Source organism: Breoghania sp. L-A4 (assembly GCF_003432385.1).
Classification (GTDB): domain Bacteria; phylum Pseudomonadota; class Alphaproteobacteria; order Rhizobiales; family Stappiaceae; genus Breoghania.
Window position 1 is genome coordinate 337,143 of sequence record NZ_CP031841.1, and the last position, 15,880, is coordinate 353,022.

The following is a 15,880-nucleotide window of genomic DNA, read 5'->3' on the forward strand; positions in this document are numbered from 1 at the left end:
GTGTTCTCAAGCTGGCGAAAACCGGCTACTTCTGGACCTCGATACAGATTGACACGCTTGCGTCCGGTGTGCGAACGGCACATGATCTTGAAGCGGGTATGCGGTTACGGCGGCACGCATGTGCGCCGCAGCGCGACTCGATGCGAAGCGCGCGGCATAGGCGCGTTCCCTGAGGCATCAAGCCTGTCGCCACGGCCGCCGCTGCACACCGATCCTAAACATGCCCCCGAAATCCGTCGTCACCGGCGCGGGACCCGAAAGGCCAAGTTCCACTTTTGATGAGCGATAAAAAGAAAGTCTACGTCCGCACCTACGGCTGCCAGATGAACGTCTACGACTCCGATCGTATGATCGACGCCCTGGCGCCGAAGGGCTACAGCCCGACCGATGCGGTGGAAGAGGCCGATCTGGTCATTCTCAACACCTGCCATATCCGCGAAAAAGCCGCCGAGAAGGTCTATTCGGAGATCGGCCGGATCCGGAAGCTCAAGGAAGCGCGCGCGGACAGCGGCAATCCGATGCTGCTGGCGGTCGCCGGCTGCGTGGCGCAGGCCGAGGGCGAGGAAATCGCCCGCCGCGCGCCCTCCGTCGATCTGGTGTTCGGCCCGCAGAGCTATCACAAGCTGCCCGATCTTGTGACCCGCGCCTCCAATGGCGCGCGCGTCGTGGAGACGGAGTTCCCCGTCGAGGACAAGTTCGCGCATCTGCCGGCGGCATCGCGCGAGACCACCCGCAAACGTGGCGTGACCGCTTTTCTCACCATTCAGGAAGGCTGCGACAAGTTTTGCACGTTCTGCGTGGTGCCCTATACCCGCGGCGCGGAACTCTCCCGCCCGGTGTCGCAGGTGCTGGCGGAAGCACGCAGGCTGGCCGACGCCGGCGTGCGCGAGGTGACGCTGCTGGGTCAGAACGTCAACGCCTATCACGGCGTCTCGGATGACGGCGGCACGTGGGGGCTGGGGCGCCTGCTGCATGCGCTGGCGGAAATCCCCGGCATCGCCCGGCTGCGCTACACGACCAGCCATCCGCGCGACATGGACGATTCGCTGATTGAAGCGCATCGCGATATCGAGGCGGTGATGCCCTATCTGCATCTTCCGGTGCAATCGGGTTCCAACCGCATGCTGGAAGCGATGAACCGCCAGCACACCCGTGAGGATTATTTCCGGCTGATCGACCGCATTCGCGCCGGCCGTCCCGACCTGGCGCTGTCGGGCGACTTCATCGTCGGCTTTCCCGGCGAGACCGACGCGGATTTCAAGGACACGATGGATCTGGTGGAGCGCGTCGGCTATGCCTCCGCCTATACCTTCAAGTACAGCCCCCGCCCGGGCACGCCGGGCGCCGCCATGGATGACCATGTGCCCGAAGACGTCAAGTCGGAGCGGCTGGCGCGGCTGCAGGCGCTGATCGCGCGGCAGCTGAAGGATTTCAATGCGGCCATGGATGGCCGTCTGGTGGATGTGCTCCTGGAGAAGCCCGGCCGCCGCCCTGGTCAGCTCGGCGGTCGTTCGCCGTGGCTGCAGGCGGTGCATGTCGAGGCGCCCGAGAGCCTGCTCGGCTCCATCCGCACGGTGCGGATCGAGGAAGTGCGCGCAAACAGCCTCGTCGGCCGGCTGGTCGATGTGGAGGTGGCCGGAGGCCCGGTGGGCGCGCACGACATCATCATGCGGCATTCAACAGGAGCTGTTTGTTGACGGCGGATGTTCCCTTGCGCGGCACGCGCGACGATACGCATTCCTCTGAGGCCAAGCGCGGACAAGAGCGTACCCATCTTGTGGTTGGCTTTGACAACAACAGACTTGTCGGCGATCTGGTCGGCCAATTCGACCAGAACCTGGCGATGATCGAGCAGCGGCTCGGCATCGAGCTGGTGGCGCGCGGCAACGAAGTCACCATGCGCGGCCCGCGCGAGACCTGCGAGCAGGCGCGTCTCGTGCTTGAGGCGCTGTATCAGCGCCTGCGGCTGGGGCACGAATTGCACCCGGGGGACGTGGAGGGCGCCATCCGCATGGCGGCGACCGACAGCGGGCAGTTGTCGCTGCCGACGCTGGAACCGCGCTCCCGGCTCGCCTTCGCGCAGATTTCCACCCGCCGCAAGACGGTGGTGGCGCGCACGCCCACCCAGGACGCCTATATCCGCGCCATGGATCGCGCCGATCTGATTTTCGGCACGGGACCGGCGGGCACAGGCAAGACCTTCCTCGCCGTGGCCTATGCGGCAGCGCTTCTGGAACGCGGCGATATCGAGCGGTTGATCCTGTCGCGCCCGGCGGTGGAGGCGGGCGAGCGGCTCGGCTTCCTGCCCGGCGACATGAAGGAGAAGGTCGATCCCTATCTGCGGCCGCTCTACGACGCCATGTACGAGATGATGCCGGGCGAGAAGGTCGAACGGGGCATGGCGTCCGGTGTGATCGAAGTGGCGCCGCTCGCCTTCATGCGCGGCCGGACGCTGTCCAATGCGGTGGTGATCCTCGATGAGGCGCAGAACACCACCGCGATGCAGATGAAAATGTTCCTCACCCGGCTGGGCGACAACTCGAAGATGATCGTTACTGGGGATCCCAGCCAGATCGATTTGCCGCGCGGTCAGACCTCCGGCCTGGTTGAGGCGCTGAATATTCTCATCGGCATTGAGGACATCGCTCATGTTGCCTTCAGCGAGGCAGATGTCGTGCGGCACCAGCTCGTGGGCCGCATCGTTACGGCCTACGACCGCGCCACGCGGCGCCCGCTTGCCGAGGAGCCGGGCGTTCCCGTGCGGCAGGGCGCATGAGCGGCATGCGAGAGAGTTCGCAAAAGGCGGATGCTGTCGTTGCATGCGGCGCCGCCGTCGCCATATGTGGCCGCACGCGCGACCGGCGCTGCCCCGCAATGACGGCCGATATTGGAAAGCGAACTTCGGGTTACCCATGAACGACGCAGCGACGTGTGACGTGATCATAGATGTGGCGGTGGAGGCGTCCGGCTGGCCCGGAGCGGACGCGCTGAACGCCCGCGTTGCTCAGGCCTTCGCGGCGGCCGTGAGTGTCGGCTCGCTGCGCTATCTGCCCGGCTCTGAACTCAGCCTGCTGTTTTCCGACGACGCCACGGTACATGATCTCAACAAGAAGTGGCGCGACCAGGACAAGCCGACGAACGTGCTGTCGTTTCCAGGCGGCGACGAGTCCGGCCCGGTGTATGGTCCGCTGCTGGGCGACATCGTTTTCGCCCTGGAGACGGTCGAACGCGAGGCGAAAGAAGGTGACAAGCCGTTCGAAAACCATCTAAGCCATCTTATTGTGCACGGAATCCTTCACCTTTTTGGATATGATCACCAGATAGAGGAAGATGCCGAGCGGATGGAAAGTCTCGAGCGGCGCATACTTGCCAGATTACAAATTCCGGACCCCTACGAGGGGCCGTTTGATTGAGGATCGTGACCGGCCCTGCGGGGCTGTTTGAAGCAATGACCGACATTGATAGCCATAGCCGTGAAAGCCACGGCCGCGACACACGGGACCGCGCCGGTCAAAGCCTGAAAACCAGGGCGCGCGCGATGTCCGAACCGGAAGAACCCGCCCAGAGTACCGGCGCCCCAGGCACCTCAGAATCTGGGGCCTCGCAATCCGACGAGGGCGTCGCTGCCGATCCGGCATGCGCCCGGCAGGGATGGTGGGCGCGGATGACCGGCGCGCTGCAGTTGCGCAAGAACGGCACGCTGCGCGAAAACCTCGAAAGCGTGCTGGCCTATGATGAGGGCATGGACGCCACCTTCTCGCCCGAGGAGCGCGTTCTGCTGAGCAATATCCTGCGGCTGCGCGAGGTGCGCATCGAGGATGTGATGATTCCGCGTGCCGACATCGATGCGGTCGATGCAAGCGTGCCGCTGGGCAAACTCTTGGAAATCTTCCACGAATCCGGTCACTCGCGCATGCCCGTCTACAACGAGACGCTCGACGACCCGCGGGGCATGGTGCACATCAAGGACCTGCTGGGGTTTTTCTCCGACGCGTTGATCGACACAGGCGTTCAGTCCGCGCAAGACGATGGCGGCGAGCCGGCAGGCGACCTGGCGGACGATGGCGCCGCGGTTTTCGAGCCACGGCGGATCGACGTCACCAGGCCTTTGTCGGAACTCAAGCTGATCCGTCCCGTGCTGTTCGTGCCCCCTTCGATGCCCGCGGCCGATTTGATGGCGAAGATGCAGGCATCGCGCGTGCAGATGGCGCTGGTGATCGACGAATATGGCGGCACCGACGGGCTGGTGTCGCTGGAAGACCTTGTGGAGACCGTCGTCGGCGATATCGAGGATGAACACGACGAGGACGAAGAGCCGATGATCACCATCCAGAGCGATGGTCGCTGGGTGGCGGATGCGCGCGTCACGGTCGAGGACGCGGAAGAAGAACTGGGCGCGGATTTCGACATCGGAGACATGGCCGAGGAAGTCGATACGCTGGGTGGACTTCTGTTCACGCTGGTGGGCCGGGTTCCGGTGCGCGGCGAGCTGATTTCCGCGCGCAGCCTGCCGGGCTTCGAGTTCGAGATCCTCGACGCGGATCCGCGCCGCATCAAGCGGCTGCGGATTACCCGCAAGCGGCATGATCGGGTCAATCCAGAGGCCCGGAGGCGGCCGAAGCGCGCCGCGGCGGAACCTCAGGACGCCGCCTAGCGCGTGCCCGGTTCGCGGCTGAACATGCTGCTGGCTCCGCCGAGGAGCCCGTATCCGGCAATCGGTCATAGGTAACCAAATCCGTTGATCCGATCTTCTCCGCCCCGCATTGTCAGGGCGATATTCACCATGTGATTCGGTTCCCGTCCAGATGTTGCAGCGCTTCGCTGATACGCTTGTTCTGAGCTGGGGCGGCGGCGCGCCGCGTTTGCGCTGGGCTTTGGTGCGCTTGCGGCGCTGGCGCAGGCGCCGGTGAGCGCCTTTCCGGTGCTTTGGGTGGCCCTGCCGGCGCTGGTGTGGCTGCTCGACGGCGCGCTGTCGCAAAGCCGGCAGGCGCTGCCGGCCCGCATGCGCGCGGCTGCCCTCGTCGGCTGGCTGTTCGGCTTCGGCTACTTCCTCGCGGGACTTTGGTGGATCGGCGGCGCCTTCCTTGTGGAGGCCGAGGATTTCGGCTGGATGATGCCGTTTGCCGTTCTCATCATGCCGGCCGGCCTGGCGCTGTTCTGGGGCTTGGCTGTGCGCTCGCGGCAACGTTCTGGTCGGACGACTGGCGCAGGATCGTGGCGTTGGCCATAGGTCTCGCGCTGGTGGAATGGTTGCGCGGGCATGTGCTGACAGGGTTTCCGTGGAACGCGCTGGGCGACGGTTTCGCCGCCAACACCCTGATGATGCAACCCGCGGCGCTGGTTGGTGTCTACGGGCTGTCGTTCCTGGCGGTTCTGATCTTCGCGTGTCCGGCGGTGATCACCGATCCGCTGCCGCAATCCGACCGCGGACGTTTTGCCTTCCCCGTTGCGGTGGCGCTGCTCTTCGCCGGGCTTCTGGGCTATGGGGCGGTGCGTCTTGCGGGTCCGGGCAGCGAGGATGTTGCCGGCGTGCGTCTGCGTCTGGTGCAGCCGGCGATCGCCCAGGGCGACAAGTGGGTACCGGAGAACCGCCAGTGGATCTTCGAGAGCTATTTGTCATTGAGCGTCGGGGCCGATGGCGCGGCTTCCGGTGATGGAAACGAATCCGGGCCTGACGCCAACGGCTTGGACGGGATCACCCATCTGATCTGGCCGGAGTCGGTGTTTCCCTTCCTGCTGACCGAGGAACCGGAGGCGCTCGCCGCCATCGCCGCCCTGCTGCCGGAGGAGACGACCCTGATCACCGGCGCGCTGCGCGCTGAGGGCGCGGGGGGCGCGCGCGCATTCTTCAACAGCATCTACGTGATCGCCGGCGACGGCACCATCCGCGACGCTTACGACAAGGTGCATCTGGTGCCGTTCGGTGAATATCTGCCATTGCGCGGGCTTCTGGAGTCGCTCGGTCTCGAGAATCTCACCAAGACGCCGGGCGGCTTTTCGCCAGGGTACCGGCGGCGCCCGATGACCGCCTCTCCGGCGCCGGCGTTTTCCCCGCTGATCTGCTACGAGATCGCTTTTCCCGGCAATGTGGTGGGCCGCGACGGGGCTCGTCCCGGCTGGATGCTCAATGTCACCAACGACGCGTGGTTCGGCGAAAGTATCGGTCCGTATCAGCATCTACACCGGGCGCGGTTGCGCGCGGTGGAAGAAGGCCTTCCTGTGGTGCGCGCCGCCAACACGGGCATTTCGGCGGTAATCGATGCCCGCGGGCGCATCCGCGGCAGCCTCGCGTTGGGAAACACCGGGATCCTCGACGCGCCGCTTCCAGAGGCGGATCCACCGACCGTCTATGCGCGGCTGGGCGATATGCCGCTGGGCGCGATGCTGCTGCTGGCATTGGGCGTGCTGCTTGGCGGCCGCATTTTCACGGCCCGCCACGACAGCGCCGGGCGCATGGAGTGAGCGGATCCGAGGGCTGATCTCTTGCCCACGGCACCCGCGCAACGTGCGTTTTTCCCGCTCCAATTGACGGAGTGGTGCGCGTACGGGCATTATCCGGCACTCTCCGTTCAATTGCGGATACCCGCGCCGCACGGCGCGCGGCGTGTTCACAGGGCGAAACAGGAAAGCGCGGGCGGACAATGCCGACAAAGAAGACACCCAACCCCATTGATGTCCATGTGGGCAGCCGTGTCCGCTTGCGCCGGATGATGCTCGGTATGTCGCAGGAAAAGCTCGGGGAGCACCTGGGCATCACGTTCCAGCAGATCCAGAAGTATGAAAAGGGCACCAACCGCATCGGCGCCAGCCGTCTGCATCACATTTCCACGGTGCTGAATGTTCCGGTCTCCTTCCTGTTCGAGGATGCACCCGGAAACCAGGCGGATTCGCCGGGTTTCGGCGAGGCTCAGCCGGCGAGCTATGTGGTGAATTTTCTCTCCAGCGCGGAAGGCCTGTCGCTGAACAAGGCCTTTGTGCGCATCGAGGAGCCCAAGGTGCGCAAGCGCATCGTGGATCTGGTGCGCGCTCTCGCGGGTGAGGATACCTAGTCGGGCGCGGGGCGGCGGGCATGTGCCGCACGTTGGCGGCGACGGCTTTCAAAGCCGGCTTTTTCCGCGGTTCGCCCGCGCGCCGCGGCGTCGGCGCGCGCCGCTGGCGAAGACATTGTTCGCACCCTAAAGGCTTGACCTTCACGGGAAACCCTGCAACCTGCAATTTCTGCGCGGCGGCGGATTGCGACATCTCCCGCCGTTTCTTTTCGCAAAATCGACTGTTTCCCAGAAGGACCGTGACCGTGGCCCGCCAAGACTATCTCTTCACAAGTGAATCCGTGTCCGAGGGACATCCGGACAAAGTGTGTGACCGGATCTCCGACACCGTCGTCGATGCGTTTCTGTCACGACTCCCCGAAGCGCGTGTGGCTTGCGAAACGCTGGCGACGACGAACCGCGTCGTAATCGCGGGGGAAACCCGCGGCCCGGCCGAGATCAGCCACGACCTTCTCGCGCACAAGGCACGCATGGCCATCAAGGACATCGGCTACGAGCAGGACGGTTTCCATTGGGAAACGGCGAAGATCGACGTGTATCTGCACGCGCAATCCGCCGACATCGCCCAGGGCGTTGACGCGGCCAACAACAAGGACGAGGGCGCGGGCGACCAGGGCATCATGTTCGGTTACGCCTGCCGCGAAACGCCGGAACTGATGCCGGCGCCGATCCTGTTTTCGCACAAGATCTTGCGCGTGCTCGCCGAAGCCCGCAAGTCGGGCAAGGAGCCGGCGCTCGGCCCGGATGCCAAGAGCCAGGTCACGGTGCGCTACGCCGACGGCAAGCCCATGGGCATCACCTCGATCGTCCTGTCGACCCAGCATCTCGATGAGACGCTGACCTCCGACGACATCAAGGCGATGGTCACGCCCTACATTACCGACTGCCTGCCGGACGGCTGGATTTCCAGCGAGACCGCATGGCACGTCAACCCGACCGGCAAGTTCGTCATCGGCGGACCGGACGGCGACTGCGGGTTGACCGGCCGCAAGATCATTGTCGACACCTACGGCGGCGCGGCTCCGCATGGCGGCGGCGCCTTCTCCGGCAAGGATCCCACCAAGGTTGACCGGTCGGCCGCCTACGCCTCGCGCTATCTGGCCAAGAACGTGGTCGCCGCCGATCTGGCGGACCGCTGCACCATTCAGCTTTCCTATGCCATCGGCGTCGCCGAGCCCCTGTCGGTCTATGTGGACCTGCACGGCACCGGGCGAGTCGACGAGGCGAAGCTGGAATCCGGTCTGCGCGAGGTCATGAACCTGACGCCGCGCGGGATCCGCGAGCATTTGCAGCTCAACAAGCCGATTTACGCCCGCACCGCGGCCTATGGTCACTTTGGGCGCGAGCCGGAGGCCGACGGCGGCTTCTCGTGGGAAAAGACCGATCTGGTCGACGCGCTCCGCGGCATCATTTCCTGACGCGCAGTCGCTTTGTGTAGCGGCGCGCCGACGGGCCGCCGCATTGATCCGACAGCCGGCCCCATGGGGCCGGCTTTTGGCTGATCGCCGTTGGTATTATTGTACGAGCATGAGCGAACATAAAAAGACCGCGCTGTTCGGGCGGCGCAAGGGCAAGCCGTTGCGGGCCCGCCAGACCGCTCTGATGCGGGAGTTGCTGCCTCAGTTGGAGATCGATGTCTCCAGCCCGATCGAAGGCGACCTGCGCGGGCTGTTTTCAGCTGACGTCGACGCGGTCTGGCTGGAAATCGGCTTCGGCGGCGGCGAGCACCTGATCCATCGGGCGGGCGAAAACCCCCAGGTCGGCTGTATCGGCTGCGAGCCCTTCGTCAACGGAATGGCGAAGGCCGTATCGCGGGTGGCAGAGCAGGCGCTGGACAACGTGCGGCTGCTCAACGACGACGCAGGGCTCCTGCTTGACCAGTTGCCCGAAGCCTCGGTCGATCTGGCCTATCTGCTCTACCCCGATCCGTGGCCCAAGAAGCGCCACTGGAAGCGGCGCTTTGTCGGGCCGCGCAACCTCGACAGACTGGCGCGCGCGCTGCGCCCGGGCGCGGAGTTCCGGTTCGCCAGCGACATCGAGAGCTATGTGAACTGGACGCTGCAGCACCTGCATGCCCATCCGGCGTTCGAGTGGCGCGACGCGGCGGCTGCCGACTGGCAAACGCCGTGGGAGGGCTGGCCGGGCACCCGCTACGAGGCCAAGGCGATCCGCGAGGGCCGCACCCCGGCCTATCTGACCTTCCGGCGTATCTGAGAGCGCCGTAAACCGGTCAATTGTCGGACCCGCGCAACTGCGGGCTTGAACTGGCGCGCCTTTCGACTATATTCACGCCAAGTTCAAATTCTCATCGGCCTATCTAAGGGCAGTTTGAGGGTGGGTCCCGGCGGGACCCGCCTTTTTTGTTACCCGAAGACAGGCGGCCCGTGAACGGGCCGGATAAAAGACGACCGCGCTGCGTCATCGTCGCGGAACGGAACGGGCCGGGCCTCGGATGAGGCGGGTTTCCTCCGGCGCCATGGACGCGCGGTCAATCCCGGGTATCACCCGTAGCATCAAGGATGCCACATGTCGGTTCGTGAACCGCGCTTGATCACGGAACAGGGACTCGACGCCCGGATCGCGGCAATTGCCGAGCCGGTCATCGACGATCTTGGCTATCAGCTGGTGCGCGTGCGCGTCACAGGCCAGAACGGCTGCACGGTGCAGATCATGGCCGAGCGGCCCGACGGCACCATGACGGTCGAGGGCTGCGAGGAAATCAGCCGCGCGCTTTCGCCGGTGCTCGATGTGGACGATCCGGTCGGCGACGCCTACCATCTGGAACTGTCTTCTCCCGGCATCGACCGGCCGCTCGTCCGGGCTTCGGATTTCGAGCGCTGGTCCGGTCACGAGGCCAAGGTCGAGATGTCGGTGATGCACGACGGGCGCAAGCGCTTTCGCGGCGTGCTGCTGGGCATGCGCGACGGCACGGCGGGGATCCGGATCCCGGATGCCAAGGCCGATGCCCCGGACACTTTCTGGCTGCAGATCGGCGATATCGCCGAGGCGCGGCTTGTTTTGACGGATGACTTGATCGACGCGGCATTGCGCTCCGGCAAGGTGCCTGGCGCCGAGGGTCACGCGGACAACTAGAACGGGTCCGGGAGACACGGTTCCGGATATCGCTCCGGATCTGCCCGGCAATCCATGCGTTGGGGTCTGGTCTGTCGACCATGCCTTGAGAGGAAGGACCGACCGCGCGCGCAGCGCGCGTTGGAGGAGTGACGACGATGGCTATCAGTGCGAACCGTCTGGAACTTTTGCAAATCGCGGATGCCGTGGCCCGTGAAAAGGTGATTGATCGAGAGATCGTCATCGAGGCCATGGAAGACGCGATCCAGAAAGCCGCCCGCTCGCGGTACGGATCGGAGACGAACGTCAAGGCCGAGATTAATCCCAAGTCCGGCGAGATCCGCCTGTCGCGCCTGCTGCAGGTTGTGGAAGAGGTCGAGAACACGTCAACGGAGATCGGCCTCGATCAGGCGCTGGAGCGCAATCCGGAAGCGCAGCTCGGCGATTATATCTCCGAGCCGCTGCCGCCGCTCGATTTCGGCCGCATCGCGGCCCAGTCCGCCAAGCAGGTGATCGTCCAGAAGGTGCGTGAAGCCGAGCGTGACCGCCAGTACGACGAATACAAGGACCGCATCGGAGAGATCTGCTCCGGTGTCATCAAGCGCGTCGAATATGGCAATGTGATCGTCGACATGGGCCGCGCCGAGGCGATCGTGCGCCGCGACGAACTGATCCCGCGCGAGACCTTCCGCACCGGCGACCGCATCCGCGCCTATATCTACGACGTGCGCCGCGAGCAGCGCGGTCCGCAGATCTTCCTGTCGCGCACGCACCCGCAGTTCATGGCCAAGCTGTTTGCCCAGGAAGTGCCGGAGATCTACGACGGCATCATCGAGATCCGCTCGGTTGCCCGCGATCCCGGATCGCGCGCCAAGATCGCCGTCATCTCCAACGACGCCTCGATCGATCCGGTCGGCGCGTGTGTGGGTATGCGCGGCAGCCGTGTGCAGGCCGTCGTCGGCGAACTGCAGGGCGAGAAGATCGACATCATTCCCTGGTCCGCCGATCCGGCGACCTTCATCGTCAACGCGCTGCAGCCGGCGGAAGTCGCCAAGGTGGTTCTGGACGAGGATGCCCAGCGCATCGAGGTGGTGGTTCCCGACGAGCAGCTGTCGCTGGCGATCGGCCGTCGCGGCCAGAACGTGCGTCTTGCGTCCCAGCTCACCGGCTGGGATATCGACATCATGACGGAAGCCGACGAGAGCGAACGCCGCCAGAAGGAATTCGCCGAACGCTCGCAACTCTTCATGGAAGCGCTGAACGTCGACGAGATGGTTGGTCAGCTTCTGGCGTCCGAGGGATTTGCGTCCGTCGAGGAAGTCGCCTATGTGGACCCTGAGGAAGTCGCCTCCATCGAGGGCTTCGATCTGGAGACTGCTGAGGAGATCCAGGCGCGTGGCCGCGAACACCTCGAGGAGCAGGAAGCCCGGTACGACGCTGAGCGCAAGGAACTCGGCGTGCTGGACGAGCTGCGCACCATCGACGGAATCACGACGGCCATGATGGTCGCGCTGGGCAAGAACGAGATCCGCAGCATCGAGGATCTCGCCGGCTGTGCCACTGACGACCTGATCGGCTGGTCCGAGCGCAAGGACGGGGAAGTAACCCGTCACGTTGGCGCTCTGAGCGAATTTGACATTTCGCGTCAGGAAGCCGAGACAATGATCATGGCGGCGCGTGTCGCCGCCGGCTGGATCACCGCCGAGGACCTGGTCGTCGAGGAAGTCGAGGACGACGAGGCTTACGAAGCGGACGACGCGGACGGCTATGAGGACGATGAAGAGACGTCCGCTGTGGCCATCGAGCCCGTGATCCTGCGCTCCGTTGACGAGGAAAGCGCCTGAGCGGTTCGGCTCCGGCGGTGCGTGTCATGACGAAGCGCGGCGAGTCCGGCGAGCGGCAATGCGCGGTAACGCGCGAGACGCGGCCGGTGGATGAGCTGATCCGCTTCGTCCTGGCGCCCGACGGTTCCGTCGTGCCGGACCTCAAGCGGGTCCTGCCGGGGCGCGGTGTATGGGTCACCGCGACGCGAACGGCGGTCGAGACGGCTGAACGCAAGAAGGTTTTCGGCCGCGCGTTCAAGGCCGACGCCCATGTGGCGCCGGGCCTGGCCGACAGGATCGAAGGCCTGCTCGAGAAGGCCGCGCTTGGCAATCTCGGTCTGATCCGCAAGGCGGGTCAGATGGTGGTGGGTTTCGCCAAGGTCGAGGCCGCGCTGAAGCGCGGTGAGGCCGGAGTGCTGATCCATGCGTCGGATGCGTCCGACGACGGAATACGCAAGCTTGCCGCCCTCTCGGCGGCGCGGTTTGGAAGAGCGAGCGGGCCACCGGTCATCCGCTCGTTAAGTTCGTCCCAATTGAGTTTGGCATTGGGCAGGGCAAATGTGATACATGCTGCATTGCTCGCAGGCCGGACGAGCGAGAGTTTCATGGCACGCGAACGCGTGCTGGCAGGATTTCGGGCAGATTCCGCAGCGGCGACCCGCAACGGCGCGGACAAAGCTGCGGCGCAGGACTTGAAGGCAGAATGAGCGACACAAAAGACACCGGCGACAAAACGATTTCCATGGAGCGGAAGCAGACGCTTTCCGTGCCGCGTAGCGTCGAGCAGGGAACTGTTCGGCAGAGCTTCTCCCATGGGCGCTCGAAGCAGGTTGTCGTTGAGAAGAAAAAACGGCGGGCGGTGACGCCCGGGCAACCCGAAGAGCGGGCTGCGGAACCTGCGCCGCAGGCGCCCAAGGCAGTGGCGCGGCCCAAGGTGGCAGCGCGGCCCGAGCGGTCCGATCGCGATCGCAACGGCGGCGCCAAGCGCCCCGCCCCGGCCCAGCAGAAGCGCGGCGGTGCGGTGTTGCGCACGCTGACAGCCGATGAGGCCAAGGCCCGCGCCATGGCGTTGCGCGAAGCGCAGGTCCGGGATGTCGAGGAGCGCAAGCTTGCCGTCGAACAGGCCAAGCAGCGCGCTGTCGATGACGCGCGCCGCAAGATCGAGGACGAGGCGCGGCTGAAGGCCGAGGCCGAAGCCCGCGTGAAGGAAGAGGCGGAAGCCGCCGTGCGCGCGGTCGAGGAAGCCAAGGCCGAGAAGGCGAAGGAAGCCGAGGAAGCCGCGCGGCCGAAGCCGGCCGCACCGAGCGGCCCCGCGATCACGCCCGAGGAACTGGCCGCGCAAGCAGCCCGCCGCAGCGGCCTGGACGATGGTCCGGCGCGTCGCAGTGTTGGCGCGGACGACAAGAAGCCGATGGCGCTGCGCGCTGCCAAGCGCGTCAAGCCGGTGCCAGAGAAGGCGGCCCCGCGCACCGACGACCGGCGCAAATCGAAACTGACGATCACCAGCGCTTTCGCCGAAGAAAGCCAGCGCGGTCGTTCGCTCGCCGCCCTGCGCCGCCGCCGCGAAAAGGAAAAGCGCGCCGGCCAGAAGGTGGTGCGCGAGAAGGTCATGCGCGAAGTTCAGCTGCCGGATCAGATCACCATTCAGGAACTTGCCAACCGGATGACCGAGCGCTCCGTCGACGTCATCAAGATGTTGATGAAGCAGGGTCAGATGCTGAAGGCCGACGACGTCATTGACGCTGACATGGCGCAGCTGATTGCCGAGGAACTTGGTCACACGGTCCGACGCGTGTCGGAAGCGGACGTTGAGGTCGGTGTTTTCTCCGAACCCGACGCCGAAGCCGATTTGCAGCCGCGTCCGCCGGTAGTGACCATCATGGGCCACGTCGACCACGGCAAGACCTCGCTGCTCGACGCGTTCCGCGAATCCAATGTCGTGAAGGGCGAGGCCGGTGGCATCACCCAGCATATCGGCGCCTATCAGGTCGAGCAGAACGGCCAGAGGATCACCTTTATCGATACGCCCGGCCATGCGGCGTTTACGCAGATGCGTGCCCGCGGCGCCAAGGCTACCGATCTGGTGATCCTGGTGGTGGCCGCCGACGATGGCGTCATGCCGCAGACGAAGGAGGCGATTGCCCACGCACGGGCGGCTGATGTGCCGATCATCGTGGCGATCAACAAGATCGACAAGCCGGGTGCGGATCCCAACCGGGTGCGCACCGAGTTGCTGCAGGAATCGCTGGTCGTTGAATCGATGGGTGGCGACGTTCTCGAAGTCGAGGTGTCCGCACTCAAGAAGACCAATCTCGACAAGCTGCTGGAAGCCATCCTTCTGCAGAGCGAGGTTCTCGAACTGCGGGCCAATCCGAACCGTTCGGCCGAAGGCATCGTCGTCGAGGCACAGCTCGACAAGGGCCGCGGTTCCGTCGCCACGGTGCTGGTTCAGCGCGGAACCCTGCGCATTGGTGACATCATGGTCGCCGGCAGCGCCTGGGGTCGCGTTCGCGCGCTGCTCGACGAATACGGCAACCAGGTCGACGAGGCCGGCCCGTCCAAGCCGGTCGAGATCCTGGGCTTCCAGTCGACACCGGAAGCCGGCGACATGGTCGCCGTCGTGGAAAACGAGTCCCGTGCCCGCGAAATCGCCGAGTACCGTCAGCGCATGAAGCGCGACGCGCTGCATGCCGGTTCGGCACGCGGATCGCTCGAACAGATGATGACGGATTTGCAGACGGTTGGTCGCAAGGAGTTCGTGATCCTGATCAAGGGCGACGTCCAGGGCTCGGTGGAGGCGATCTCCGGCGCGCTGGAGGGCCTGGGCACCGACGAAGTCGCCGCCCGGATCGTTCATGCGGGCGTTGGCGGCATTACCGAAAGCGACGTGACGCTGGCGCAAGCGTCGGGCGCTCCGATCCTGGCGTTCAACGTGCGTGCCAACAGCCAGGCGCGTGAAGCGGCCGAAGCAGCCGGCATCGAGATCCGCTACTACAGCGTCATCTACGATCTGGTTGACGACGTGAAGGCGGCGATGTCCGGCCTGCTGTCTCCGGAGCTTCGCGAGACCTTCCTCGGCAACGCCAAGATCCTCGAGATCTTCGACATCTCGAAGGTCGGCAAGATCGCGGGCTGTCTGGTTACCGAAGGTGTGGTGGAACGTGGCGCGCACGTCCGCCTGATCCGCGACGACATCGTCGTCCACGAAGGCAAGCTTGGCACGCTCAAGCGCTTCAAGGACGAGGTCAAGCAGGTCACCTCCGGTCAGGAATGCGGCATGAACTTCGTGTCGTACCAGGACATGCGTCCCGGCGACGTCATCGAGTGCTTCCGCGTCGAAGAGATCGCCCGCACGCTGTAATGCAAACCCGTGCCGCCGCAGGCCCTTTAGGCTCGCGGCGGCCGGACGACATGTGATCGCGTGACATCGCGCGTCACCCTCGTGCCATCGGGCGCGTGCCGCGGGAAGTTCCCGCCCGGCGGCCTCCCGATCCACTGAAAGTCGCAATCATGAGCCGGTTCTCGGATGGTCGTCAGGGCATGCCCTCGCAGCGTCAGCTGCGCGTGGGCGAGCTCGTGCGCAAGGATCTGTCGGATATTCTGTCGCGCGGCGACGTGCGCGATCCCGTGCTGGAGACGACCGTCGTCACCGTGCCCGAGGTGCGCATGTCCCCCGATCTCAAGCACGCGACCGTGCTGATCATGCCGCTGGGCGGCGTGGGCGGCGAGGCGGTCGTCAAGGCGCTGCAGAGCAACGCCAAGTGGCTGCGCGGCCAGATCGCCCGCCGCCTGACAATGAAATACATGCCCGAACTGCATTTCAAGCTCGACACCCGGTATGACGATGACGATCGCATCGACCGGCTGCTGCACGACGCGGGTGTGATTGGCGACGACGACCGCGGCGACAGCTGATCGGCACATCCGCGCCTTTCG

Annotated in this window: 14 protein-coding genes; all 14 read left to right on the forward strand. The window is 65.2% G+C overall.

What is annotated here, in order from left to right:
* The first annotated feature begins 278 nt into the window (after positions 1-278).
* The 14 genes from miaB (at position 279) to rbfA (ending at position 15,859) form a co-directional block, all read left to right on the forward strand.
* On the forward strand, positions 279-1,697 hold the full coding sequence (miaB, locus tag D1F64_RS01630) for a tRNA (N6-isopentenyl adenosine(37)-C2)-methylthiotransferase MiaB (protein WP_117410999.1): 1,419 nt from the start codon (positions 279-281) through the stop codon (positions 1,695-1,697).
* A 14-nt stretch (positions 1,698-1,711) separates the two neighbouring features.
* The gene (locus D1F64_RS01635) at positions 1,712-2,776 is read left to right on the forward strand and encodes a PhoH family protein (protein ID WP_248304832.1); all 1,065 of its coding nucleotides are present in this window, start codon (positions 1,712-1,714) and stop codon (positions 2,774-2,776) included.
* A gap of 136 nt (positions 2,777-2,912) precedes the next feature.
* Positions 2,913-3,413 (forward strand): rRNA maturation RNase YbeY, encoded by a 501-nt coding sequence (ybeY, locus tag D1F64_RS01640; protein ID WP_117411000.1) that lies wholly within the window; start codon positions 2,913-2,915, stop codon positions 3,411-3,413.
* A gap of 251 nt (positions 3,414-3,664) precedes the next feature.
* Positions 3,665-4,654: a hemolysin family protein gene (locus tag D1F64_RS01645; protein WP_248304576.1), complete on the forward strand. Its 990-nt coding sequence runs from the start codon at positions 3,665-3,667 to the stop codon at positions 4,652-4,654.
* 252 nt (positions 4,655-4,906) lie between these two features.
* Positions 4,907-5,230, forward strand: coding sequence for a hypothetical protein (locus D1F64_RS25270; protein ID WP_346432288.1), 324 nt, complete (start codon positions 4,907-4,909; stop codon positions 5,228-5,230).
* On the forward strand, positions 5,212-6,462 hold the full coding sequence (gene lnt, locus D1F64_RS01650; RefSeq protein WP_346432337.1) for an apolipoprotein N-acyltransferase: 1,251 nt from the start codon (positions 5,212-5,214) through the stop codon (positions 6,460-6,462). Before D1F64_RS25270 ends, lnt begins: the two co-directional genes overlap by 19 nt.
* Positions 6,463-6,641: 179 nt before the next feature.
* On the forward strand, positions 6,642-7,049 hold the full coding sequence (locus tag D1F64_RS01655) for a helix-turn-helix transcriptional regulator (protein ID WP_117411001.1): 408 nt from the start codon (positions 6,642-6,644) through the stop codon (positions 7,047-7,049).
* A gap of 245 nt (positions 7,050-7,294) precedes the next feature.
* Positions 7,295-8,467 (forward strand): methionine adenosyltransferase, encoded by a 1,173-nt coding sequence (gene metK, locus D1F64_RS01660; protein ID WP_117414348.1) that lies wholly within the window; start codon positions 7,295-7,297, stop codon positions 8,465-8,467.
* Positions 8,468-8,576: 109 nt separating this feature from the next.
* Positions 8,577-9,263, forward strand: a complete 687-nt coding sequence (locus D1F64_RS01665) for a tRNA (guanine(46)-N(7))-methyltransferase TrmB (protein WP_117411002.1) — start codon at positions 8,577-8,579, stop codon at positions 9,261-9,263.
* A 312-nt stretch (positions 9,264-9,575) separates the two neighbouring features.
* Positions 9,576-10,142, forward strand: coding sequence for a ribosome maturation factor RimP (gene rimP, locus D1F64_RS01670; RefSeq protein ID WP_117411003.1), 567 nt, complete (start codon positions 9,576-9,578; stop codon positions 10,140-10,142).
* 137 nt (positions 10,143-10,279) lie between these two features.
* Complete coding sequence (gene nusA, locus D1F64_RS01675; protein ID WP_117414349.1) at positions 10,280-11,965, forward strand: transcription termination factor NusA; 1,686 nt, start codon at positions 10,280-10,282, stop codon at positions 11,963-11,965.
* 26 nt (positions 11,966-11,991) lie between these two features.
* On the forward strand, positions 11,992-12,651 hold the full coding sequence (locus tag D1F64_RS01680; protein WP_117411004.1) for an RNA-binding protein: 660 nt from the start codon (positions 11,992-11,994) through the stop codon (positions 12,649-12,651).
* On the forward strand, positions 12,648-15,305 hold the full coding sequence (gene infB, locus D1F64_RS01685) for a translation initiation factor IF-2 (protein ID WP_117411005.1): 2,658 nt from the start codon (positions 12,648-12,650) through the stop codon (positions 15,303-15,305). Before D1F64_RS01680 ends, infB begins: the two co-directional genes overlap by 4 nt.
* Positions 15,306-15,454: 149 nt before the next feature.
* Complete coding sequence (rbfA, locus tag D1F64_RS01690; protein WP_205470612.1) at positions 15,455-15,859, forward strand: 30S ribosome-binding factor RbfA; 405 nt, start codon at positions 15,455-15,457, stop codon at positions 15,857-15,859.
* Positions 15,860-15,880: the final 21 nt, after the last annotated feature.

Excerpts from the sequence above, each read along its gene's own strand:
- D1F64_RS01645 (WP_248304576.1), top strand. The coding sequence starts at position 3,665 with ATGACCGGCGCGCTGCAGTTGCGCAAGAACGGCACGCTGCGCGAAAAC.
- D1F64_RS01655 (WP_117411001.1), top strand. The coding sequence starts at position 6,642 with ATGCCGACAAAGAAGACACCCAACCCCATTGATGTCCATGTGGGCAGC.
- infB (WP_117411005.1), top strand. The coding sequence starts at position 12,648 with ATGAGCGACACAAAAGACACCGGCGACAAAACGATTTCCATGGAGCGG.
- rbfA (WP_205470612.1), top strand. The coding sequence starts at position 15,455 with ATGAGCCGGTTCTCGGATGGTCGTCAGGGCATGCCCTCGCAGCGTCAG.
- ybeY (WP_117411000.1), top strand. The coding sequence starts at position 2,913 with ATGAACGACGCAGCGACGTGTGACGTGATCATAGATGTGGCGGTGGAG.
- rimP (WP_117411003.1), top strand. The coding sequence starts at position 9,576 with ATGTCGGTTCGTGAACCGCGCTTGATCACGGAACAGGGACTCGACGCC.
- nusA (WP_117414349.1), top strand. The coding sequence starts at position 10,280 with ATGGCTATCAGTGCGAACCGTCTGGAACTTTTGCAAATCGCGGATGCC.
- D1F64_RS01680 (WP_117411004.1), top strand. The coding sequence starts at position 11,992 with ATGACGAAGCGCGGCGAGTCCGGCGAGCGGCAATGCGCGGTAACGCGC.
- D1F64_RS01665 (WP_117411002.1), top strand. The coding sequence starts at position 8,577 with ATGAGCGAACATAAAAAGACCGCGCTGTTCGGGCGGCGCAAGGGCAAG.
- miaB (WP_117410999.1), top strand. The coding sequence starts at position 279 with ATGAGCGATAAAAAGAAAGTCTACGTCCGCACCTACGGCTGCCAGATG.